Raw genomic sequence first — 22,293 nt, forward strand, 5'->3', positions numbered from 1 at the left:
TAGGGTGTTTGTCGTAGCAGCATGGCAACTGCGTGCCCGTGCCAGCAGATAGAAGACGAGGAAGTGAGCTTAGTGACCACCGCCGAAGAGATCACCGCTCTCACCCAGCCCAACCACCCAGATGACTGGACCGAACTCGACAGCGTCGCCGTCGACACCGTCCGGGTGCTCGCGGCTGACGCGGTGCAGAAGGTCGGCAACGGCCACCCCGGTACCGCGATGAGCCTGGCTCCCCTCGCCTACACGCTGTTCCAGCGGCAACTGCGCCACGATCCCAGCGACACCGAATGGATCGGCCGCGACCGCTTCGTGCTGTCCTGCGGACACTCCAGCCTGACCCTGTACCTGCAGCTCTACCTGGGCGGGTTCGGTCTCGAGCTGGCCGACATCGAGGCACTTCGCACCTGGGGTTCGCTCACTCCGGGCCACCCCGAGTACCACCACACCAAGGGCGTGGAGATCACGACCGGTCCGCTGGGCCAGGGGCTGGCGTCAGCCGTCGGCATGGCCATGGCCGCCCGCTACGAGCGCGGCCTGTTCGATCCCGACACCGCCCCGGGCGAGAGCCCGTTCGACCACTACATCTACGTGGTGGCCTCGGATGGCGACATGGAGGAAGGCGTCACCAGCGAAGCCTCGTCGCTCGCGGGTACCCAGCAGCTCGGCAACCTCATCGTGTTCTGGGATGACAACAAGATCTCCATCGAGCACAACACCGACATCGCACTGAGTGAGGACGTGCCCGCGCGCTACCGGGCGTACGGCTGGCACGTCCAGGAGGTCGAGGGCGGCGAGAACGTCGTCGGCATCGAGAAGGCCATCGAAGAGGCCAAGAAGGTCACCGACAAGCCCTCGTTCATCGCGCTGCGCACCATCATCGGCTACCCCGCCCCCAACAAGATGAACACCGGTGGCGTGCACGGCTCGGCGCTGGGCGCCGACGAGGTGGCCGCCACCAAGAAGATCCTCGGATTCGACCCGGAGAAGAGCTTCGAGGTGCGCGATGACGTCATCGCCCACACCCGTGAGCTGGTCACCCGCGGCAAGCAGGTGCACGACGACTGGCAGGTGAGCTTCGACGCCTGGGCCAAGCGCGAGCCGGAGCGCAAGGCGCTGCTGGACCGGTTGCAGGCCAAGGAACTGCCGGAGGGTTGGGACGCCGAGCTGCCGCACTGGGACCTCGACTCCAAGCCGGTGGCCACCCGGGCCGCCTCCGGGGCCGTGCTGGCTGCCGTCGGTCAGACGCTGCCCGAGCTGTGGGGCGGCTCGGCCGACCTCGCCGGCAGCAACAACACCACGATCAAGGGCGCGAACTCCTTTGGACCGCCATCGATCTCGACCGAAGACTGGAACGCGACCTGGTACGGCCGCACCCTGCACTTCGGCATCCGTGAGCATGCGATGGGCGCCATCCTGTCGGGCATCGTGCTGCACGGCCCGACCCGGCCCTACGGCGGAACGTTCCTCCAGTTCTCGGATTACATGCGGCCTGCCGTGCGTTTGGCCTCATTGATGAACATCGATCCGATCTACGTCTGGACGCACGATTCGATCGGTCTCGGCGAAGACGGCCCGACGCATCAGCCGATCGAGCACCTGGCCGCGCTGCGCGCGATCCCGAACCTGTCGGTGGTGCGCCCGGGTGACCCGAACGAGACCGCCTACGCGTGGAAGACGGTGCTGGAGCGCACTGCCAGCACCGGCCCGGTCGGCTTGATCCTGACCCGCCAGGGCGTCCCCGTCATCGAGGGCACCAGCGCCGAAGGGGTCTCCCGCGGTGGTTACGTGCTCGGCGGCACCCCGGAGGAGAACCCCGACGTGGTGATCATCGCCACCGGCTCCGAACTTCAGCTCGCCGTCGCGGCGCAGAAGCTGCTGGCGGACAAGGACATCAACGCGAGCGTGGTGTCGATGCCGTGTGTCGAGTGGTTCGAATCGCAGCCCAAGGAGTACCGCGATTCGGTGCTGCCGCCTGCGGTTTCGGCCCGGGTGGCGGTCGAGGCCGCAGTGGCGCAGAGTTGGTACAAGCTGGTCGGAGACACCGGCGAGATCGTTTCGATCGAGCACTACGGCGCCTCGGCCGACGACAAGACCCTGTTCCGCGAGTTCGGCTTCACCCCCGAGGCCGTGGCTGCCGCGGCAGAACGATCCCTGGACAACTGACGACTAGCAGGAGAAGGCGAACATGACTCAGAACCCGAATCTCGCGGCGCTGAGTGCCGCGGGTGTATCTGTCTGGCTCGACGACTTGTCGCGCGAGCGGCTGCAATCAGGAAATCTGACGGAGCTCATCAACACCCGCAGCGTCGTGGGGGTGACCACCAACCCGTCGATCTTCCAGGCGGCGCTGTCGAAGGGCACCGCCTACGACGCCCAGGTGAAGGAACTCGCCGAGCGGGGCGCCGACGTCGACGCCACCATCCGCACCGTCACCACCGACGATGTCCGCAACGCCTGCGATGTGCTGGCCAAGCAGTACGAGGCCTCCGACGGCGTCGACGGCCGGGTGTCCATCGAGGTCGACCCGCGGCTGGCCCATGACACCGACAAGACGATCCTGCAGGCGATCGAGCTGTGGAAGATCGTCGACCGGCCCAATCTGCTGATCAAGATTCCCGCGACGCTCGCCGGACTGCCGGCGATCACCGCGGTGATCGCCGAAGGCATCTCGGTCAACGTCACGCTGATCTTCTCGGTCGAGCGGCACCGCGCAGTGATGGACGCCTACCTGGCCGGCCTTGAGGCCGCCAAGGAAGCCGGCCACGATCTGTCCAAGATCCACTCGGTCGCCTCGTTCTTCGTGTCCCGCGTGGACACCGAGATCGACAACCGGTTGGAGAAGATCGGCTCGGAGGAGGCTCTGGCGCTGCGCGGCAAGGCCGGGGTGGCCAACTCTCGCCTGGCCTACGCGGCCTACGAGGAAGTCTTCGGCGGTGAGCGGTTCGCCGCACTCAAGGGTGACGGCGCCCGCGTACAGCGCGTGCTGTGGGCGTCCACCGGCGTCAAGAACCCGGAGTATTCCGACACCCTCTACGTCACCGAGTTGGTCGCGCCGCACACGGTGAACACGCTGCCGGAGAAGACGCTGGAGGCGGTCGCCGATCACGGCGAGATCACCGGTGACACCATCACCGGCACCGCGGCGGCATCACAGGAAATCTTCGACAAGCTCAGCGCAGTCGGTATCGACCTGGTCGATGTGTTCAAGGTCCTCGAGGACGAGGGCGTGGAGAAGTTCGAGAAGTCGTGGCAGGAACTGCTCGACGCGACACAGGGCCAACTCGACGCCGCGACGCGATGAGCCCGGCCAGCGGCGGGCCCGAGACCGCCTGGCGTAACCCGTTGCGGGACAAGCGCGACAAGCGCATGCCCCGCATCGCGGGGCCCTGTGCGGTGGTGATCTTCGGCGTCACCGGCGATTTGGCCCGCAAGAAGCTGATGCCGGCCATCTACGATCTGGCCAATCGCGGACTGCTGCCACCCAGCTTTGCGCTGGTGGGTTTCGCCCGCCGCGATTGGGCGGACGAGGATTTCGGCAAGATCGTCTTCGACGCGGTCAAACAGCACGCCCGCACGCCGTTCCGCCAGGAGGTCTGGGACCGCCTGGCCGAGGGATTCCGGTTCGTGCAGGGCACTTTCGACGACGACGCCTCGTTCGAACGCCTCAAGGACACGCTGCACAAACTCGACGTCGAACGCGGCACCAGCGGCAATCACGCGTTCTACCTGTCGATCCCGCCGAAGGCGTTCCCCCAGGTCTGCGAGCAGCTGTCGAAGTCGGGGCTGGCGGACAAGCCAGAGGGCAGCTGGAGCCGGGTGGTGATCGAGAAGCCGTTCGGTCACGACCTCAAGAGCGCCGAGGAACTCAACGCCGTGGTCAACAGCGTGTTCCCGGAATCGTCGGTGTTCCGCATCGACCACTACCTGGGCAAGGAGACCGTTCAGAACCTCCTGGCACTGCGCTTCGCCAACGAGATGTTCGAGCCGGTACTGAACTCGCACTATGTCGACAGCGTGCAGATCACGATGGCCGAGGACATCGGCCTCGGCGGGCGCGGCGGCTACTACGACGGTGTCGGTGCCGCCCGCGACGTCATCCAGAACCATCTGCTGCAGCTGCTGGCGCTGACCGCGATGGAGGAGCCGGTCAGTTTCTCCCCCGCGGAGCTGCAGGCCGAAAAGATCAAGGTGCTCTCGGCAACCCGGCTCGCCGAGCCGCTGGACGAGACCACGTCCCGCGGGCAGTACGCGGCCGGCTGGCAGGGCGGCGAGAAGGTCGTCGGGTTGCTGGACGAGGAAGGGTTCTCGAAGACCTCGACCACCGAGACGTTCGCAGCCATCACCCTGGATGTGGACACCCGGCGCTGGGCCGGCGTCCCGTTCTATCTGCGCACCGGAAAACGCTTGGGCCGCAGAGTCACCGAGATCGCGCTGTTGTTCAAGCGCGCGCCACACCTGCCCTTCGACGCCACGATGACCGATGAGCTGGGCCAGAACGCCCTCGTGATCCGGGTACAGCCGGACGAGGGCATCACCCTGCGGTTCGGGTCCAAGGTTCCTGGCCACATCATGGAAGTCCGCGATGTCAGCATGGACTTCTCCTACGGCTCGGCCTTCGCCGAGGAGTCGCCCGAGGCCTACGAGCGCCTGATCCTCGATGTGCTGCTGGGCGAACCGTCGCTGTTCCCGGTCAATGCCGAGGTCGAATTGTGCTGGAAGATCCTGGATCCCGCACTGGAGTACTGGGCTACGCACGGTAAGCCCGATTCGTACGAGTCCGGAACGTGGGGCCCCGATTCGGCGTTCGAGATGTTGCGCAGGTCGGGCCGGGAATGGAGGCGGCCGTGACGAGCGCTAGCGCGAGGAACCGAACACTATGATCGTCGATCTGCCCGAGACCAATACCGGGGCAATCAACAAGAAAATCGTCGCCCTGCGCGAGGAGGGCGGCGCGATCACCCTCGGCCGGGTGCTGACGCTGGTCATCGCCCCCGATACCGAGGCGGTGCTCGAGGAGTCGATCGAGGCGGCCAACTGGGCCAGCCGCGAGCATCCCTGCCGCGTGATCGTGGTGATCCCCGGAGACCGATTGACCACCGAGGCTCGGCTGGATGCCCAGCTGCGGGTGGGCCGCGACGCCGGCGCGAACGAGGTCGTGGTGCTGCGACTGTCCGGTCCGCTGGCCAACCACGCCAGCAGTGTGGTGACGCCGTTCCTGTTGCCCGACACCCCGGTCGTGACCTGGTGGCCCGACCTGGCGCCTGCCGTGCCCGCACAGGATCCGCTGGGCAAGTTGGCGATTCGCCGCATCACCGATGCCACCAACGGCGCTGATCCGCTGGCCTGCATCAAGAGCAGGCTCAACGGCTATACCGCAGGCGACACCGACCTGGCCTGGAGCCGTGTCACCTACTGGCGTGCACTGCTGGCCGCGGCGATCGACCAGCCACCGCACGAACCCATCACCTCCGCGCTGGTGTCCGGGCTCAAGGACGAACCCGCGCTGGACATCCTGGCCGGCTGGCTGGCCAACCGGATCGACGGACCCGTGACCCGAACGACCGGTGAATTGAAGGTCGAACTGACCAGGCCGAGTGAGACCGTGACCCTGGCTCGTCCGCAGACCGGCGTCACCGCCGTACTGAGCCGCACCGGCAAGCCGGATGCGTTGGTGCCACTGGCCCGCCGCGAGGCCAAGGAGTGCCTGGCCGAGGATCTGCGCCGGCTCGATGCCGACGAAATCTACTACGACGCACTTACGGGGATCGACAAGGTGAGTTATGCCTGAACGCATCATCGAAACGTATGCCGGCGCAGAAGAATTGGCGGCTGCGGCAGGTGCGAGGCTGGTCGGGGCGATCACCTCGGCCGTCGCCACCCGCGGCGCGGCGGACATCGTGCTGACCGGCGGCACCGTCGGGATCGCGCTCTTGCGCCACGTGGCCGGAGCCGAGATCGAATGGTCGAAGGTGCGGCTGTACTGGGGTGACGACCGTTTCGTGCCCCAGGGCGACGCCGAACGCAACGACCAGCAGGCGTACGACGCACTGCTGGAGGGCGTCAACATCCCCCCGGCGAATGTGCACCGGATCGCCACCAGCGACGGCGAATTCGGTGACGCGATCGATGACGCCGCCGCCGCGTACGAACAACAGCTGCCCGCACAGTTCGACGTGCACCTGCTCGGCATGGGTGGTGAGGGACATGTCAATTCGTTGTTCCCCGACACCCCGGCGGTGCGCGAGACCACGCGTTTGGTGGTAGCTGTGACCGACTCCCCCAAGCCGCCGCCACGTCGAATCAGCCTGACACTGCCCGCGATTCAGCGTTCCCGCGAGGTGTGGCTGGTGGTGTCCGGCGAGGCGAAGGCCGATGCGGTTGCCGCCGCCGTCGGCGGCGCCGATCCGGTCGACATCCCGGCCGCCGGCGCCATCGGGCTGGAGAAGACCGTGTGGCTGCTCGACGAGGGCGCCGCGAGCAAGCTCTGACCCGGCCCGCCTATTCGTCGGCGGTGCCGCGGTTCCGCTCGGTCGTCGCGTCGGCCAACGCCTCGGCATAGCCGGCGAGGTAGTCGGCCACCTGACGGTTGGGCATGACCCGGTCGGTCGCAACGGCCGACCGGGTTCGGTGTTCGCAGAATTGGCGCACAACCATTCAGACGCGGTTCGTCCCCGTTCGGTTCCGTACCGGCCATACTGGTCGGCATGGCAGACAAAGGTGACGGCCGCGCCCGCCCGAACTCCGGGCGGCAGCGAATCCGGACACTGACGCAGGCCGCGCTCAACGCCGACATGACGGTGGAGCAGGTAGACACCCTGCTCACCGACCTGAGCACCACGTTGGTCGATCTCAACAAGTCGACCGGCGGCCTGGATGCCACCCTCGACCGGTTCAACGAAACCATCACCCGCATCGACGAGCTCGCGCCGCGTCTGATCGGTGTCGTCGAACGTCTGGAATCGATCGTCGACCGCGTCGAAGCCATCGTCGCGATCGGCGAGGCGGTGATGTCGCCGCTGGCCGCGACAGAGAGTGCGGTGCGCGGGATGATCACCCGGGTCCGCAAGAGCGCGGGCCTGTAGCACCGGCAGCCTCGGCTACAGTGGTCGTCATGGGTGCCGGATTCGATCGCGCAGGTGCACGTCCCGTGCATCCTGCCGCATCATTCGCCCCTAGTTTGCTGGCGTCGATGTGGAACCGGGCCCGGCTGGCACCGCTGAAGAGGATCTCGGGTTAGCTCCCGCTGCCCACATAATCCTGCTATCAGCTTCGAGGCGTCATGAAGCCGTCCCTCTACGCCGTTGCGGCGTCGCTCTACCTGACCGAATACACCCTCTACTCCAACTCGTCGTCGGCTGTGCTGTTGAACTCGGCGATCGCCGACCAGTTCGGCATCCCGTACTCGCAGGCCGCCTACATCGGTGTCGCGTTCCTGGCTGGATTCTGTCTGGCGTTGCTGCCGGCGGGCCTGCTGTCGCACCGCTGCCGGCCCGATGCCGCGTTCTTCGCCGGTTCGGCGGCCCTGGTCGTTCTCGGGATCGCTTGCGGCCTCAGCCCCGAATTCTGGGTCCTCATCGCGCTGCGGTTCCTCCAGGGCATCGCCTCGGCCGTGCTGGCGCCCCAGGTCTTCCGCATCATCCGGGCGCAGTTCTACCCGGACCACCATTCGGCGGTTCTGGGCGCATGGGGTCTGGTGGTGTCGGCGTCGGCGCTGTGTTCGCCGCTGATCACCGCCCTCCTCAACGACCTGTGGGGCTGGCGGTCGTTTCCGTACGAGACCGTGGTGACCACCGTCGCCGCGATGGCACTGCTGGCCCTGGCACCGGGGAGGAACGACAACGCCGGCGAACACGCCACAGCCGGCCGGGTGGCGCTGCCGATCGTGGGCCTCGCCGCGGTGCAGTTGGCGATCTTCCTGGGGATCGGCTGGGCCACCGCGCTGCGCACCAAGGTGCTCCTGCTTGCGCTGGCGATGCTGCTCGGGATCGCGGTGATCGTCCTGCGCAGCCGGTCACAGTCACGTGTGCTGTCTGCAAGCCTGGTGGTGGTGTTCGTCGCCGGTGTCGCGACGAACGTGTTCACCCTGTCGACGGTGTACGTCCTGCAGCAGGTGCGCGGGCTGAATTCCTATGGCTCGGCACTGTTTCTGTTGCCGATGGCGTTCTTCGCCGGGCTGATACCCGTGCTGAGTTTCGGTAGGCCAGGAGGCAATCGGAAGAACACCGGCCTGGTGTGCATCGGGTCGGTTTTCCTGATCGTGGCCGGTCTGAGCCTGCCTGCCGAGCTGCTCCTGCTCAACGCCGCGTTGATGGGTTGCGCGATGGGATTCCTGTGGAGCGCCCTGGCCGGCAATGTGCTCACCAACTCGACAGACGTCCCGTTCGATTCCAGCCTGTACCACTATCTTCGGGCGCTCGGCGCTGCGATCGGGGTGGCAACCGGGGCGACGATGGTCGACGGCCTTGGCTCCACGCTGTTCGGCGGGGCCGCCGTGGTGGTCACCACGGCCGGGTTGGCCGCCACGTTGGCTGCCCGTTCGGCACGGCAGGCAACGCGATCGGCCCGGGTGCGGTGATGCGCCACCTCACGTTCGGCTGGCCGACGCACCAGCTCACCGACGACCCGCGGTTGGCCTACAACAGCATTTCGAAAACGTTCTGCCGGCTGATCTACGAAAGCCTGGTCGACGTCGATCCCGACAACGGGCAGCTGTTGCCGTGGCTTGCCGCCTCCTGGTGCTACCGCGATCCGCTCACCCTTGACCTGACCATCCGCCCGGGCCTGCGGTTCTCCGACGGCACCCCACTCACTCCAGAAGCGATCGCTCAGAGCTTCTCCGACATCGCTGCCCTGAAAGAGGTTTCACCGCTTCCGGCTGCAGTCACCATGCTCACCGGACTCGACCGCATAGAGGTCGGGACCGATACCGTGACATTTCACTTCGTGCACCACAACGCGGCATTCCTACGGTCGTTGGCCAGTGTGAACCTGGCGATCAGAAGCCCGTCGGGCCTGGGTACCGGCCGGTGGGCGCAGACCGAGGATGGGTTGACCGACGGTGACCGCCGACTGGTCTTCCGCGAAGGCGACACCGGCGATCTGTACGCGGGGTTGATCGACGGCTACCTGGTTGCCGAACTGTACAACCCGGGCATCAGTTACGGGTTGTGTCCCAATGCTTCCCGCGGTCCGCTGACCGACCCGATGGTGCGGCGCGCACTCTCTCTGCTGATCGACCGCGGCGCCTTGCAGCCGATCCTGGACGGCGCCGGGTACCCGGTCGCCTCTTCGGTGCTCACGCCGACAACGGAAGGCTACCGCGACTGCTCGACCGAACTCGCCCACGATCCGTCGACCGCCCGGCGGCTGCTCGCTGCCGCAGGCGTGCAACAGCTTTCGTTCGAGGTGGTGTTCAACAGCACGTTCTCCCCCGTCGACGCCGCAATACTGAACGCTGTCGCCGCACAGTGGCGGCAGCACGGCATCGAACTCTGCCTCGCCGACGTCGACTTCACCGAGTTGCGCCTGCGCCAGCAATCAGGCGACTACGACTTTCGGTTCTTCTATTTCACCGGCAGCGACCCTGATCTGCTGCGTTACCAGTTCGCCGTAGGCCAGCGGAACATGAACCGCCGCACCAGGGCCGACGACCTCGACGCGCTGCTCGACGGTCAGCTCACCTGCAGCGATCCCGTCACGCGCCGCGCGATGGTGCATGACATCCAGCGGCGGATCCTCACCGGCGGCCTGTGGCTACCGCTGTGCAATGTCCGCACCGTCACCAGTTATCGGCCCGGCGGGCTCTTCGGTGTCCACCTCGACACCGAAGCCCTGGCCCGAATCCCCTGAATCCGAAAGGCTCACCATGGATATCGCCATCGTCGGCGCCGGCCTCGGCGGACTGTCCGCCGCTGTTGCGCTGCGACACCACGGCCATCGTCCCGTCCTGTTCGACAAGACCCGCGCCCTCGGCGAGGTCGGCGGTCCACTGGGCATCTCGCCGCAGACCCTGCGACTGTTCTCACGGTGGAACATTGCCGGTGCGTTCGACGGAATCTCCTCGGCCACGCAATACTTCGAGAACCGCGATCAGCTGGGCCGGCTCGAGAAGCTCACCGACTACGCCGCGACGCCAGAGGCAGGCGGCGAGCACGGCCGGTTCGGCTACGCCGACGCCGAGGTATCCCCGCGCACCGTGCACCGCGCTGACCTGCACAGTCTGCTGGTCTCGACCGTCGGCTCGGACAACGTCCGGCTCGGCCGCGAACTCGCAGGCATCACCGAGCATGACGATCATGTCGAGCTGAGATTCATCGACGGGGAAGTTCAGCGTGCCGGTATCGTGATCGCTGCCGACGGCCTGCGCTCCCGAGTCCGGAAAATGTTCAGCAGCGACGATATTCACTACTGCGGGTCGGTGATCTTCCGGGCCGTCAGCCCCGCCGAATGCGTCGAGGGGCCGAACGACCGGCTCCGGTCCTGGCATTCCGCGGACTACGCCAAGCACATCATCTCCATGCCGGTGCGGGCCGGCCGACAGGTGGCCGTCGATGCCACCCTCGGGGTGGACGAGCCGCCCCTGCACCTGTGGTCGGCGCGGGCCGACCTGGAAGCGTTGGCCCGCCAGTTCGACGAGTTCGACCCCGCGGTCGGGCGGATGTTGCGTGCCGCGACCAGTCCGGTCTATATGCACCCGGCGTACGACCGGGATCCCATCGACCGGTGGACCAGCGCCCGGGTGGCGCTCCTCGGAGACGCGGCGCACCCGATGACACCGTTCGGTGGACAGGGCGCCAACCAGGCGATCCAGGATGCGGCAGAACTGGCCGCCCAGATCGCCACTGCGCCTACGGGCGACGTCACCCGGGCACTGCAGCGGTACCAGCGCATCAGAACCGAGCAGACCGCCGAGATCCAGCGCGCGGCACGGAGTTACGCCGACCGCAGGGCCAAGGTGTCGCTGCGGCTTGCGGACATCCTCGTGGGCTAACCGCTGTTGCGCAGGGCGGTCGCGAGCCCGCTCATGGTCAGCAGGATCCCCCGCTGCACCCGTTCATCGGTATCTCCCGCCCGGTACCGGCGCAGCAGCTCGACCTGCAGGTGATTGAGCGGTTCGAGGTACGGAAACCGGTTGAACACCGAGCGGGCCAACGCCGGGTTGTCGGCCAGCAGGTCGTCCTGGCCGGTGATCAGCTTGTACATGGCGATGGTGCGATCGTGCTCGGCAACGATCTTGTCGAACACCCTGGCTCGCAGTTCCGCGTCGTCGACCAGCTCGGAATACCGTGCGGCCAGACCCATGTCGGACTTGGCCAGCACCTGAGCCATGTTCGACAGCACCGTGCGGAAGAACGGCCAGCGCTCGTAGAGATCCTGCAGCACCGCAACCCGGGACTCGTCCTCGCCGATCCACTGTTCGAACGCCGTGCCGGTGCCGTACCAACCGGGCAGCATCACCCGCGACTGGCTCCAGGCCAGTACCCACGGGATGGCCCGCAGATCGGCTATCGAGGTGGTCGGCTTGCGTGAGCTGGGCCGGCTGCCGATGTTGAGCGCACCGATCTCGCTCACCGGTGTCGATGCCTTGAAGTATTCGACGAATCCCGGTGTCTCGTGGACCAGTTCGGCGTAGGAGCGCTGCGCCAGGGCAGCCAGCTCATCGAGTACTTGATAGGCCGGCTCGGCTTCGTCGCCCAGTCCCTCTACGTCGAGCAGGGTGGATTCCAGCGTCGCGGCCAGCAGGGTCTCCAGGTTGCGGTGCGCGATCCGCGGCTCCGCGTACTTGGCGGCGATCACCTCGCCCTGCTCGGTGATCCGCAGTGAACCCTTCACGGCGCCGGGCGGCTGCGCCAGGATCGCGTCATAGCTAGGTCCGCCACCACGGCCCACGGTGCCGCCGCGACCGTGGAACAGGCGCAACCGAATACCGGTCTTGCGTGCGGCTTCGACGAGATCCAGTTCGGCCCGGTACAGCGCCCAGTTCGCCGCCAGGTAGCCGCCGTCCTTGTTCGAGTCCGAGTACCCCAGCATCACTTCCTGATGCTGGCCGCGGGCTGCGACGATGCTGCGGTAGACCGGCAGCGCCAACGCCTCCTGCAGGATCGCCGCACCCCGCTGCAGATCGTCGATCGTTTCGAACAGCGGCACGATCCCGACCGGCGCGTACACCTCGTCCCCGTGCGCCGCACCCGAAACATCGAGCAAGCCGGCCTCTTTCAGCAGAATCGCGGCCTCGAGCAGGTCGGACACCGATTGGCACATGGAGATGATGTAGTTGGGCACAGCCGCGGCGCCGAAGACGGTGACCGCCCGCGCGGCGGCGCCGACGATATCGAGTTCCTTGCGGGCCAGCTCCGACAGCTCGGCGCCCTCCCCGATCAACGGGCGGCGGGTCGAGATCTCGCGCGCGAGCAGCTCCACCCGCTGCGGCTCGGGTAACGACGCGTAGTCGGGATGCACCCCGGCCCATGCCAACAGCTCGGCGACCACCTGCTCGTGCACCTCCGAGTTCTGCCTCATGTCCAGCCCGCACAGGTGAAAGCCGAAGACCCGCACCGCTTCTCGTAGCCGGGCCAGCCGATCGTCGGCCACCACCGCACTGCCGTTGCCGCGCAGCGAGGCGTCCACCGTGTCGAGGTCGGCCAGGAACTCCTCTGGCGCACCATAGGGTTCGAGGCCCAGGTCGAGTTCGTGTTCTGGTTGTTCGTCGAGGATTTCGCGTCCGGTTGCGGTCAATCTGGCGTGGATCACGCGCAATGCCCGCCGGTACGGTTCGTCGGCGCGGGCCGGCTCGTGACAGGCATCGGCCAGTGCGGTGAGCCCGTCGCTGACCGCGACCAGCCGCGCCGACATCGACAGCTCTTCCTCCAACGCGGTGATCTCGGCGAAGTAGTGGGCGAAGGCCACGTGAGCGGCCCGCCCGGTGGCCAGCCGCACCACGCCCGCGTCGACGTTGGGGTTTCCGTCGCGGTCCCCGCCGATCCAGCTGCCCGGCCGTAGGATCGGCTGCTCCAGCAGGTGCGCCCCGGGCCAGCGGGCCTGCAACGCGGTGCGTACCTCAGCGTTGACCTGTGGGATCACGTCGAAGAATGCCGCCGGGTAGTACCGCAGGCCGGTTTCGATCTCGTCGGAGATCTTGAGCCGGGACAACCGCACGAGAGCCGTCTGCCACAGCGTGAGGATGTGGCGCCGCAACTCGACCTCGATGTCGCGGCCGTCGGCGGTACGGCTCAGCCCGTGCAGCCGCAGCCGCATCAACTCGGTGACCCGGTGCTGGGTGTCGAACACGGTCCGGCGCCGGGTTTCGGTCGGATGTGCGGTGATCACCGGTGCGACGAGGGCCCCGCTCAACGCGTCGGCGACGGTGGCGGCGTCGAGGTGGGCGGACGAGATCGCCTCGTCGAGTTTGCGATACGTCGCGGCCAGGCTGCTGTCCTGGGGCGGTTCGCCTGCCGCTTCGTGCACGGCCCGGCGCCGCTCCCGGTGGATGTCCTCGGCCACATTGGCCAGCAGCGCGAAGTGGGTGAACGCGCGGATGACGGGGATGGCCTGATGGATGTCGATACCGGAGAACAGATCGGCGAGCTCGGCGCGGTCGATCTCCGAACGACGAACCCGGAAGGATTCCACTCGCGCCCGCTCGACCAGGTCGAAAACCTCCGCGCCGTTCTGCTCGCGCACGGTGTCGCCGAGAATCGCGCCGAGCAGCCGGATGTCCTCGCGCATGGGCTCGGTGGCCTCGCGGCCTACGGGAGTGCGCTGAACCGCGCCGATCGGGTCGAGCGCAGTGTCGGGACCGTCAGCCATGTCCCCAGTATCGGGGCAGCCACGCTGCGCCGCATTGCGGCAACCGTGAGCTCGCGTTTGACATGGCAACCATCGCGCGGCCTGATTCGCGCGAGGTCTCGACGCGACACCGGATGCGGCGGAGCATGTTGTGAATCAGCTGTGAACATTCCGGCGAACCCAGGAGGTCACGATGGCCGGTTTCGTTTTTCCGCGACGTACCTACTGGAGCCGACTGGCCCAGGGGGCCGTCCTGAGCGCGACGTTGGGGCTCGGTGCGCTGGCCGCACCCGTCGGCGCGACCGCCGCCCCCGACGACGGCACATGGGACATCGAGGCGTACGACAATTGCATGAGCAAGACGGTCAGAAACGCCGACCTGTGCTGCATCGACTCGGGCGGCGTGCCCACATCCGATCCCAACGACACCCAGTCGGACGGATCACCCAACTGTTACGCACCGCCGGCCCAGCAGGCCGGGGTCGAACAGGGCACGGCACCGCGACCGCCACGGGCGATCATCGATACGCCGATAGACACTGCGACCGAAGTCGCCCCGGGTGCACCGACCCGGCCGTTACCGACACTGCTCGCTCCCGGCTGACTGTCACCGCCGGGGGAATGCGCTAGCTGTACTTGATCAGCAGCGCGACGCCGACGATGGACACCAGCCAGATGCCGGTCACGAACAGCGTCAGCCGGTCGAGGTTCTTCTCGACCACAGTGGAGCCGGACAGGCTGGACTGGACACCGCCACCGAACAGGGTGGACAAACCGCCACCCTTGGCACGATGCAGCAGCACCAAGAGCACGACCAGCACGCTGGTCACGACCAGAGTGATCTGCAGAGCCAATTCCATGGCTGTAAGACTACCGGGTAGGGTGTCCGGCCCAGGCCCCCGGGTTACGGCAGCGGTCCGCCCGCGGCGATCGCCGACAGCGTGGCGAACTGCTCGCCGTCCAGCGAAGCGCCGCCGACGAGGGCGCCGTCCACGTCGCCCTGCGCCACGATCTCACCGACGTTCTTGGCATTGACCGACCCGCCGTAGAGCACCCGTACTCCGGCCGCCAGCGCGGGCGTCGACAGGTTGCCGAGCTCGTCACGGATGGCCTTGCAGACCTCCTGCGCGTCTGCCGCGCTGGCTACCCGGCCGGTGCCGATGGCCCACACCGGCTCGTAGGCGATAACCGCCTGGCCGATCTGTTCCTTCGTGAGCCCGGCCAGCGAGCCGCGCAACGAGTTCACGTTGTACTCGACGTGGTTGCCGGCCTCGCGCACCTCAAGCTGCTCGCCGATACAGATGATCGGGGTGATGCCGTGCTTGAACGCCGCCGCGGCCTTGGCCGCCACGAGCTCGTCGGTCTCACCGTGGTAGGTGCGCCGCTCGGAGTGACCCACGACCACGAAGCTGCATCCGAGCTTGGCCAGGAACGCCCCGCTGATCTCACCGGTGTAGGCGCCGGAATCGTGCTTCGACACGTCCTGGGCACCGTAGGTGAGCCGCAACTTGTCCCCGTCGACCAGGGTCTGCACACTGCGCAGGTCGGTGAACGGCGGGATGACGGTCACATCGACTTTGTCGAAGTACTTGTCCGGCAACGCGAATGCGATCTTCTGCACCAATGCGATGGCCTCGAAATGGTTGAGGTTCATCTTCCAGTTGCCGGCAATGAGCGGCTTACGGGCCATGGTTCTACGACTCCAGTACTTCGATGCCGGGGAGGGTCTTGCCCTCAAGGTATTCCAGCGACGCCCCGCCGCCGGTCGAGATGTGCGAGAAGCCGTCCTCGGCCAGGCCGAGCTGGCGCACCGCGGCTGCCGAGTCGCCACCGCCGACGACGCTGAAGGCGCCCTTCTCGGTGGCCCCGATGATCGCCTCGGCCACGCCCTTGGTGCCCGCCGCGAATGCCGGGAACTCGAACACGCCCATCGGGCCGTTCCAGAACACGGTCTTGGCGTTGGACAGCAGTGCGGTGAAGCGCTTCACCGACTCCGGGCCGATGTCCAGGCCCATCTTGCCGTCGGGAATCCGATCGGAGGCCACGGTCTCCGGCTCGGCGTCAGCGGCGAACTTGTCGGCCACCACGATGTCCACCGGGAGATGGATCACGTCGGCGTAGGTGTCGAGCAGCCGCTTGCAGGTGTCGATCATCTCTTCCTGCAGCAGTGAGGTACCCACCGAAACCCCTTGGGCGGCAAGGAAGGTGAAGCACATACCACCGCCGATGACAATGCTGTCGGCCTTGGTGGCGAGATTCTCGATCACCGCGAGCTTGTCGGAGACCTTGGAGCCGCCGAGCACCACGGCGTAGGGCCGCTCGGTCGAGTTGGTCAGCTGCTCCAGCACCTGAACCTCGGTGGCCACCAGCGTGCCCGCGTAATGCGGCAGCAAGGTGGCGACGTCATACACGGACGCCTGCTTGCGGTGCACCACGCCGAACCCGTCGGAGACGAACGCACCCGGTGAACCGTCGGCACCTTCGACGAGGGCGGCCAGCGCCTTGGCCAGCGCCAACCGTTCGGCGTCGTCCTTGCTGGTCTCCCGCGGATCGAAGCGGATGTTCTCCAGCAGCAGGACGTCGCCGTCGGTCAGTCCCTCGGCGCGGGCCAGTGCGTCGGTACCGACCACGTCGCCGGCCAGCTGTACGTGGCGCCCGAGCTTCTCCCCCAGCGCCGCGGCGACCGGGGCCAGCGACAGCTTCGGGTCCGGGGTTCCCTTGGGACGGCCCAGGTGCGCGGTGACGACAACCTTGGCACCGGCCTCGGCCAGCGCCTTCAGGGTCGGGACCGACGCGATGATGCGGCCCGGGTCGGTGATCTTGCCGTCGTCGAGAGGGACGTTGAGGTCGGAGCGGACCAGCACGCCGCGTCCTTCCACACCCTCGGCCAACAGGTCAGCGAGTGTCTTGACAGCCATTTTTATTAGAGCGACTTCCCTACGAGAGCGACCAGATCGACGAGGCGGTTGGAGTAACCCCACTCGTTGTCATACCAGGAGACGACCTTGGCCTGATTGTCGATGACCTTGGTCAGGCCGGAGTCGAAGATCGAGCTGTGCGGATCGGTGACGATGTCACTCGACACGATCGGCGCGTCATAGTACTTGAGGATGCCCTTCATCGGTCCCTCGGCCGCGGCCTTCATCGCGGCGTTGATCTCGTCGGCGGGCGCCGCCTTCGCCAGCTCGGCGGTCAGGTCGGTGACCGACCCCGTGGGGATCGGCACGCGCAGGGCGTAGCCGTCCAGCTTGCCTTTCAATTCAGGTAAGACGAGGCCAATTGCTTTTGCGGCACCGGTGGAGGTCGGCACGATGTTCAGCGCGGCAGCGCGGGCGCGCCGCAGATCCTTGTGCGGGCCGTCCTGAAGGTTCTGGTCCTGGGTGTAGGCGTGGATGGTGGTCATCAGGCCCTTGACGATGCCGAACTCGTCGTTGAGGACCTTGGCCAGCGGGCCGAGGCAGTTGGTGGTGCAGGAGGCGTTGGAGATGATGTTCTGGCTGCCGTCGTACTTGTCGTCGTTGACGCCGAGCACGATGGTGATGTCCTCGTCGCTGGCCGGCGCGGAGATGATGACCTTCTTGGCGCCCGCGTCCAGGTGACCCTGCGCCTTTTCGCGCTTGGTGAAGATGCCGGTCGACTCGACGACGACGTCGACTCCGAGGTCGCCCCACGGGAGGGCCGCCGGGCCTTCCTTCACCTCGAGCGCCTTGATCTTCTTGTCGCCGATGACGATGGTGTCCTCGCCCTCGAGGCTGACCTCCTGCGGCAGGCGGCCCAGGATCGAATCGAACTTCAGCAGGTGAGCCAGGGTGGCGTTGTCGGTGAGGTCGTTGACCGCCACGATCTCGATGTCGGTGTTCGTGCCCTCGGCCTGCTGCGTCGCCAGGGCCCGGTAGAAGTTGCGCCCGATGCGGCCGAAGCCGTTAACGCCTACCCGGATGGTCACGTGATTCTCCCTACAGTTGCCGTTAACTGAACTGCCCGTCGCCAGCCTAGTGGCGTCAACGCCTCGCCGCGCGGTCCGGTCAGTGCATCAGATTTCGCGGTCGTGTAGGGCGAGTTGGTCGAGTTCGTGCGGATCCTGGCCGACCAGATCGGCGATCAGCCCGTCGTCCGACAGGTCCATCGGCTCGGAGCGTTTCCAGTCGTGATGGGCCACCTCGTTCAGTCGCTTGATGATGTGGTGGTCGGTCACCTCGATGGCCAGTTCGCGACGATGGTCGAAGCTGCCCGGGGAGAAGTTGATCGAGCCGACGATGGCCCGCTCGCGGTCGGCGAGAATCATCTTGGCGTGCAGCTTCATGTGCTTCAGCCGGTGGATCTTGATGCCGACGTCGTCCAGGATGCGCATCCCGCTGACGCCTTCGAGGAGCTTGCCCGACTTGAGGTGGTGCGCGGCGCGGGCCATGACGTGAACCTTCACCCCGCGATGCGCCGCACGGACCAGACGCTCGATGATCACCGGGTCCTGGTATCGCTCGTTCTGGACGAACAGGGTGTGTTTGGCGCTGTCGATGAACTCGGCGATGCGATGCCGACCGTTGGTCGGGCACCAGATCAGGTGTGCCCCACCGCCGGGATCGAACTGCTCACGCGCCCAGTCGGCCTCGAAGCAGTCGACGATCTCGGCGACTTCGTAGGCGCTGGGTGTGACGACGGCATAGTCCCGCGTCACCGTGAAGTTCTCCTCGGTCCAGTTCAACGACTCGACAAAGGCATGGTCATCGTCGACGACCATGGATTTCTCGTGCGTCAGGTCGAAGGCCGGGTTGCTGGCACGCACCTCGATACCGAACCGCTGCAACGTCTCCCGCGCGACATCGTTGTCGGTCTCCCCGTCGCGGCGCTCGGGGTTGAGCATGACCTTGACGTCCACGCCGCGCCGGTGGGCGGCGACCACGGCCTCCAGCAGCGGCAGGTGGTTGAAGGCGAACATCTTGATGCGCACCGACCGGGTGGCCGCGCCGATTGCGTCGAGCACCGGCTGTGCGGAGTCGTCGGGCAGGATGATCAGCGAACGTGTCACGTTGTCTCGTCCTCGTATTGGATGCGGTGCAGTTCGGCGTATCTGCCGCCGGCGGTCAGTAGCTCGGTGTGCGTGCCCTGTTCGACGACGCGGCCCTCCTCGAGCACGACGATCGAGTCCGCGTCACGAATTGTGCTGAGCCGGTGGGCAATCGTGATCACCGTGCGGTCTTTCATCAACCGCTGCAGTGCCGACATCACGAGGCGCTCGGACTCGGCGTCCAGCGCCGCGGTCGGTTCGTCCAGGATGAGGATCGGGCTGTCCCGGATCAGGGCCCGGGCGATGCCGATGCGCTGACGCTGACCGCCGGACAGGGTGAGCCCCCGCTCCCCGACCGGGCTGTCGTAGCCCTGCGGCATCTCGGAGATGAACTCGTGGGCATTGGCCAGTTTGGCCATCTCGACGATCTCGTCGTGGTCGGCGTCGGGCCGTCCGAAGGCGATGTTGTCGCGGATCGTGCCCCGGAACAGCACCGTGTCCTGCAGGACGTAGGCGATCTGACGGCGGAGTTCGTGGAGTTTGTAGTCGCGCAGGTCGACCCCGTCGATCCGGACCGTGCCCATGCTCGGGTCGTAGAACCGCGGAATCAGGCTGACCAGACTGGACTTTCCGCTTCCGGTGTGCCCGACGACGCCGACGAGCTGGCCCGGTTTCACCTCGAAAGTGACGTCGCGCAGCACGGGTGTCTCGCTGTCGTAGCTGAACGCCACGCGCTCGAAGCTGATCGCGCCCTTGATGCGCTCGGCATCGACCGCGTCCGGCCGCTCCTCGACCGACGTCTCCGCGGTGAGCAGCGCGTTGACGCGGTCCACCCCGACCGAGGCCATGGCGATGGTGTTGGTGAGCTTGGCCAGATCCTGCACCGGCTTGAAGAACGACGCCAGGTAGGAGATGAACACGGTCAGCGTGCCTGCCGTCATCGCACCCGCGAGGATGAGTGCCGAACCGCGCCACAACACCACCGCGGTGCAGGCGGCCACCACGACGCCGACGATCGGTGACACCACCGATTTCACGCGCCGCGCGTTGAGTGCCGCATCGACGGCCTGCTGGCCGGCGGCTGCCAGCTCACGTTCCTGCATGTCCTCGCGGTCGAATGCCTTGACGACGCGGATGGACTGCAGGCCCTCCTCCGCGACGGCGACGATGTCGGATTCCCGTCTGCGCACTTCGTGGGTCGCGGCCTTCACGGCCTTCCGGATCCGGGACACGAACAGCAGGAGCAGGGGCGCCACGGCGAGCGCGATGAGCGTGAAGTCCCATTGCAGCCACAACATCATGGCCAACATGCCCACGATGGTCAGCAGGTCGGTTGCGATGCCCAGGGTCGAGGACGACGCGAAGCTCTGGATGGTGTCGACGTCGTCGGTGAGCGTGCTCAGGATGGGCCCGACGCGGTGGGTGTCGAAGTAGTTGAGCGACAACTGCTGCAGGTGGTGGTAGGCCCGGGTGCGCAGGTCGTTGCCGATGCGCTGGCCGACGGTTTCGGTCAGGTAGTTGGAGATGTACGACGCGATCGCTGCCACCACGGCGATGACCAGGACCATGATCGCCGCGAGACCGGCGATGTGCATCTTGCTCTCGCCGCCCAGCAGCGGCTGCAGCAGCCCCTGCAGCCAGCCGGGCAGCGGGTGGTGGCCGACCACGCTGTCCAGCACGACCTTGAGCGGCCACGGCGCGGCGAGACCGGTGGCGATCTGCACCAGCAATACGGCGAAGATTCCGGCGATCAGCAACCGGTACGGGCGGATCAGCTCAAGAATCAGTCGCATCGTGAGTGCCGCCTCGAATCGTGGTGTTGACGTCGAAGTTTGTCGCCACACAGTACAACGTCACGATGACTACGGAGTGACAGAAGTACGCCGGGCTGGCAAGTGTCGGCTACGACAACGCCCGGCGCCCCTAGCGGGCCCCGGTCGGCGCCGCCACCTTCTGCAGGCTGGGCTCGACAATCGTTGCGGCATCGGCTTTTTCACTCCACCCCGGGGGCCCGAACAGGTAGCCGAGGCGGCCGCGCCAGGTGCGGGCCCTCGCCACGTCGCCGATCATGGCGACGAACTCGTGGTAATTCACCTTGATCGGGTTGTGGGTGTCGATGTTCTTGGTGAGGCCGTAGCGGACAGGCTCGTCCTCGGCGACGAAGGTGCCGAACATCCGGTCCCACAGGATGAAGATGCCTGCGTAGTTCTTGTCGAGGTAGGGGTTGTTGGCGCCGTGGTGCACCCGATGGTGCGACGGGGTGTTGAACACGTACTCGATCGCGCGGGGCAGCCGATCGATGCGCTCGGTGTGAATCGGGAACTGGTAGAGCAACACGATCGCCTGCGAGAGGAAGACCAGCCAGGCCGGGATCCCGATCAGCGCCAGCCCGACGTAACCGATGGTGGACAGGAACGATCCTGGGATGAGCCAGGACAACCGCAGCGCGGTGGACAGGTTGAAGTACTGGCTTGAGTGGTGCACGTTGTGCGCGGCCCAGAACATCCGAATGCGGTGCGACATCCGGTGTTGCAGGTAGTAGGCCAGATCGGCGAGCACGATGGCCAGCACCCAGACCCACCAGTGGGCTGCGGACAGGTGCAGCGGCGTCACGGCTGCGGCGATCGCCACCATCGGCACCGCGATGAACTTGTCCAACGGCCGCAGGACGAAGCCCAGCGCGTAGACGGACAGGTTGGTGGCGCTGTCGCGCCACGAGATCCCGGCCCGGCGCCGGGTTGTGCCCGTGACGTCCTCGTCCTTGTCGAAGTGATAGCTGAGGAACTCTACAGCCATCAGGACGAAGAACGCGGGCATGGCGTAAAGGCCGATCCGCACCGGATCCATCGGGGTTATCCCCTGTCTTTCTTGGGCATGCCGGCCAGTTGCCAGGCCAGGGCCTGACCGAAAAGCTCCTCGGGCACCCGAGCGGAGTCGATGCGGCGCTGCCGGATCAGGCCCTGGAAGAGGGCCAGGACAACCACCGCGAATCCCTCCACGGACACGCTGTCGTCGATGTTGTTGCGCTCCAGCGCATCGGCGAGGATTTCGCGCAGCGAGGCCAACGTCCGTGCGGACCGGTCCTGCAGGATCTGCATGGCGTCGGGGTTGCGCACGGCATGCAACCAGAACTCCGCCTGGATGGCTTCGAACGCGATGTCGTTGTCGGCGATCTCGACGAGCACCCGGCCAAGGGCCCGCAGTGGCCCCCCGTCGGCGTCCTCGGATACCGCCTGCACCACCTGGTCGATCCGGCCGGAAGCCCGCTCGTTCATCAGTTCGGAGAACAGCTTCTCCTTGCTGGAGAAATTCGAGTAGACCGCGCCGACCGAATACCCTGCCGCGGACGCGATCTCGTCGACAGATGCCGCGGCGTAGCCCTTCCTGGCGCAGGTCTCGGCGGCCGCGTCCAACAGTGCCGCACGGGTCCGGGCCTGGGTCTCTGCCCGCGTCAGCCGCGCAGGCTTGACGCCTTCGGCACCTTGGTCGTCAACCATATTTCA

The 22,293-nt window shown here is 66.6% G+C and carries 19 protein-coding genes; 10 read left to right on the forward strand and 9 right to left on the reverse strand.

Features of this window, described 5'->3' with window-relative positions:
- The first annotated feature begins 72 nt into the window (after positions 1–72).
- From tkt to G6N57_RS22600, 9 genes are all read left to right on the forward strand, one after another.
- A complete protein-coding gene (gene tkt, locus G6N57_RS22560; RefSeq protein ID WP_077739304.1) occupies positions 73–2,163 on the forward strand; it encodes a transketolase in 2,091 nt (696 codons plus the stop codon).
- Between the two features lie 22 nt (positions 2,164–2,185).
- A complete protein-coding gene (tal, locus tag G6N57_RS22565) occupies positions 2,186–3,301 on the forward strand; it encodes a transaldolase (RefSeq protein WP_077739303.1) in 1,116 nt (371 codons plus the stop codon).
- Positions 3,298–4,848, forward strand: a complete 1,551-nt coding sequence (zwf, locus tag G6N57_RS22570) for a glucose-6-phosphate dehydrogenase (RefSeq protein ID WP_077739302.1) — start codon at positions 3,298–3,300, stop codon at positions 4,846–4,848. The genes tal and zwf overlap by 4 nt, the downstream gene beginning before the upstream one ends.
- A gap of 28 nt (positions 4,849–4,876) precedes the next feature.
- Positions 4,877–5,788 carry a glucose-6-phosphate dehydrogenase assembly protein OpcA gene (gene opcA / locus G6N57_RS22575; RefSeq protein ID WP_077739301.1) on the forward strand — a complete coding sequence of 304 codons (912 nt, stop codon included), beginning with the start codon at positions 4,877–4,879 and terminating at the stop codon, positions 5,786–5,788.
- A complete protein-coding gene (pgl, locus tag G6N57_RS22580; protein WP_077739300.1) occupies positions 5,781–6,488 on the forward strand; it encodes a 6-phosphogluconolactonase in 708 nt (235 codons plus the stop codon). Before opcA ends, pgl begins: the two co-directional genes overlap by 8 nt.
- Positions 6,489–6,704: 216 nt before the next feature.
- Positions 6,705–7,082: an ATPase gene (locus G6N57_RS22585; protein WP_077739299.1), complete on the forward strand. Its 378-nt coding sequence runs from the start codon at positions 6,705–6,707 to the stop codon at positions 7,080–7,082.
- Positions 7,083–7,279: 197 nt separating this feature from the next.
- The gene (locus tag G6N57_RS22590) at positions 7,280–8,575 is read left to right on the forward strand and encodes an MFS transporter (protein ID WP_077739298.1); all 1,296 of its coding nucleotides are present in this window, start codon (positions 7,280–7,282) and stop codon (positions 8,573–8,575) included.
- On the forward strand, positions 8,575–9,849 hold the full coding sequence (locus G6N57_RS22595) for an ABC transporter substrate-binding protein (protein WP_077739297.1): 1,275 nt from the start codon (positions 8,575–8,577) through the stop codon (positions 9,847–9,849). The genes G6N57_RS22590 and G6N57_RS22595 overlap by 1 nt, the downstream gene beginning before the upstream one ends.
- Positions 9,850–9,865: 16 nt before the next feature.
- Complete coding sequence (locus G6N57_RS22600) at positions 9,866–10,990, forward strand: FAD-dependent oxidoreductase (protein WP_162563913.1); 1,125 nt, start codon at positions 9,866–9,868, stop codon at positions 10,988–10,990.
- On the opposite strand, the gene ppc is transcribed toward G6N57_RS22600, so the two are convergent.
- Positions 10,987–13,806, reverse strand: a complete 2,820-nt coding sequence (ppc, locus tag G6N57_RS22605; protein WP_077739295.1) for a phosphoenolpyruvate carboxylase — start codon at positions 13,804–13,806, stop codon at positions 10,987–10,989. The two genes, G6N57_RS22600 and ppc, sit on opposite strands and share 4 nt — an antisense overlap.
- 172 nt (positions 13,807–13,978) lie before the next feature.
- On the opposite strand from ppc, the gene G6N57_RS22610 reads away from it, so the two are divergent.
- Positions 13,979–14,389 (forward strand): hypothetical protein, encoded by a 411-nt coding sequence (locus G6N57_RS22610; protein ID WP_077739294.1) that lies wholly within the window; start codon positions 13,979–13,981, stop codon positions 14,387–14,389.
- A 22-nt stretch (positions 14,390–14,411) separates the two neighbouring features.
- Here the strand turns inward: G6N57_RS22610 and secG are convergent, their stop codons facing one another.
- The 8 genes from secG to G6N57_RS22650 form a co-directional block, all read right to left on the reverse strand.
- Positions 14,412–14,645 carry a preprotein translocase subunit SecG gene (gene secG / locus G6N57_RS22615; RefSeq protein WP_019348649.1) on the reverse strand — a complete coding sequence of 78 codons (234 nt, stop codon included), beginning with the start codon at positions 14,643–14,645 and terminating at the stop codon, positions 14,412–14,414.
- A gap of 44 nt (positions 14,646–14,689) precedes the next feature.
- Positions 14,690–15,475: a triose-phosphate isomerase gene (tpiA, locus tag G6N57_RS22620; RefSeq protein WP_077739293.1), complete on the reverse strand. Its 786-nt coding sequence runs from the start codon at positions 15,473–15,475 to the stop codon at positions 14,690–14,692.
- Positions 15,476–15,479: 4 nt separating this feature from the next.
- The gene (locus G6N57_RS22625; protein WP_077739292.1) at positions 15,480–16,703 is read right to left on the reverse strand and encodes a phosphoglycerate kinase; all 1,224 of its coding nucleotides are present in this window, start codon (positions 16,701–16,703) and stop codon (positions 15,480–15,482) included.
- Between the two features lie 5 nt (positions 16,704–16,708).
- Entirely contained in the window at positions 16,709–17,731 is a 1,023-nt protein-coding gene (gene gap / locus G6N57_RS22630) for a type I glyceraldehyde-3-phosphate dehydrogenase (protein ID WP_077739291.1), read from the reverse strand.
- A gap of 87 nt (positions 17,732–17,818) precedes the next feature.
- The gene (locus G6N57_RS22635) at positions 17,819–18,811 is read right to left on the reverse strand and encodes a phospholipase D-like domain-containing protein (RefSeq protein WP_077739290.1); all 993 of its coding nucleotides are present in this window, start codon (positions 18,809–18,811) and stop codon (positions 17,819–17,821) included.
- The gene (locus G6N57_RS22640; RefSeq protein ID WP_077739289.1) at positions 18,808–20,583 is read right to left on the reverse strand and encodes an ABC transporter ATP-binding protein; all 1,776 of its coding nucleotides are present in this window, start codon (positions 20,581–20,583) and stop codon (positions 18,808–18,810) included. Before G6N57_RS22640 ends, G6N57_RS22635 begins: the two co-directional genes overlap by 4 nt.
- A gap of 130 nt (positions 20,584–20,713) precedes the next feature.
- On the reverse strand, positions 20,714–21,637 hold the full coding sequence (locus tag G6N57_RS22645) for a sterol desaturase family protein (protein WP_077739288.1): 924 nt from the start codon (positions 21,635–21,637) through the stop codon (positions 20,714–20,716).
- 5 nt (positions 21,638–21,642) lie between these two features.
- Positions 21,643–22,287, reverse strand: coding sequence for a TetR/AcrR family transcriptional regulator (locus G6N57_RS22650; RefSeq protein WP_077739287.1), 645 nt, complete (start codon positions 22,285–22,287; stop codon positions 21,643–21,645).
- Positions 22,288–22,293 lie beyond the last annotated feature (6 nt).

The sequence above is a fragment of the Mycolicibacterium boenickei genome, from assembly GCF_010731295.1.
In the GTDB taxonomy this organism is placed as follows: domain Bacteria; phylum Actinomycetota; class Actinomycetes; order Mycobacteriales; family Mycobacteriaceae; genus Mycobacterium; species Mycobacterium boenickei.

Bases quoted from the DNA above. Each gene is read 5' to 3' on its own strand.
- G6N57_RS22590 (WP_077739298.1), top strand. From the start codon at position 7,280: ATGAAGCCGTCCCTCTACGCCGTTGCGGCGTCGCTCTACCTGACCGAA.
- pgl (WP_077739300.1), top strand. From the start codon at position 5,781: ATGCCTGAACGCATCATCGAAACGTATGCCGGCGCAGAAGAATTGGCG.
- tal (WP_077739303.1), top strand. From the start codon at position 2,186: ATGACTCAGAACCCGAATCTCGCGGCGCTGAGTGCCGCGGGTGTATCT.
- ppc (WP_077739295.1), bottom strand. From the start codon at position 13,806: ATGGCTGACGGTCCCGACACTGCGCTCGACCCGATCGGCGCGGTTCAG.
- G6N57_RS22595 (WP_077739297.1), top strand. From the start codon at position 8,575: ATGCGCCACCTCACGTTCGGCTGGCCGACGCACCAGCTCACCGACGAC.
- G6N57_RS22640 (WP_077739289.1), bottom strand. From the start codon at position 20,583: ATGCGACTGATTCTTGAGCTGATCCGCCCGTACCGGTTGCTGATCGCC.
- G6N57_RS22610 (WP_077739294.1), top strand. From the start codon at position 13,979: ATGGCCGGTTTCGTTTTTCCGCGACGTACCTACTGGAGCCGACTGGCC.
- G6N57_RS22645 (WP_077739288.1), bottom strand. From the start codon at position 21,637: ATGGATCCGGTGCGGATCGGCCTTTACGCCATGCCCGCGTTCTTCGTC.
- secG (WP_019348649.1), bottom strand. From the start codon at position 14,645: ATGGAATTGGCTCTGCAGATCACTCTGGTCGTGACCAGCGTGCTGGTC.
- zwf (WP_077739302.1), top strand. From the start codon at position 3,298: ATGAGCCCGGCCAGCGGCGGGCCCGAGACCGCCTGGCGTAACCCGTTG.
- G6N57_RS22650 (WP_077739287.1), bottom strand. From the start codon at position 22,287: ATGGTTGACGACCAAGGTGCCGAAGGCGTCAAGCCTGCGCGGCTGACG.
- opcA (WP_077739301.1), top strand. From the start codon at position 4,877: ATGATCGTCGATCTGCCCGAGACCAATACCGGGGCAATCAACAAGAAA.
- G6N57_RS22600 (WP_162563913.1), top strand. From the start codon at position 9,866: ATGGATATCGCCATCGTCGGCGCCGGCCTCGGCGGACTGTCCGCCGCT.
- G6N57_RS22585 (WP_077739299.1), top strand. From the start codon at position 6,705: ATGGCAGACAAAGGTGACGGCCGCGCCCGCCCGAACTCCGGGCGGCAG.
- G6N57_RS22625 (WP_077739292.1), bottom strand. From the start codon at position 16,703: ATGGCTGTCAAGACACTCGCTGACCTGTTGGCCGAGGGTGTGGAAGGA.
- tpiA (WP_077739293.1), bottom strand. From the start codon at position 15,475: ATGGCCCGTAAGCCGCTCATTGCCGGCAACTGGAAGATGAACCTCAAC.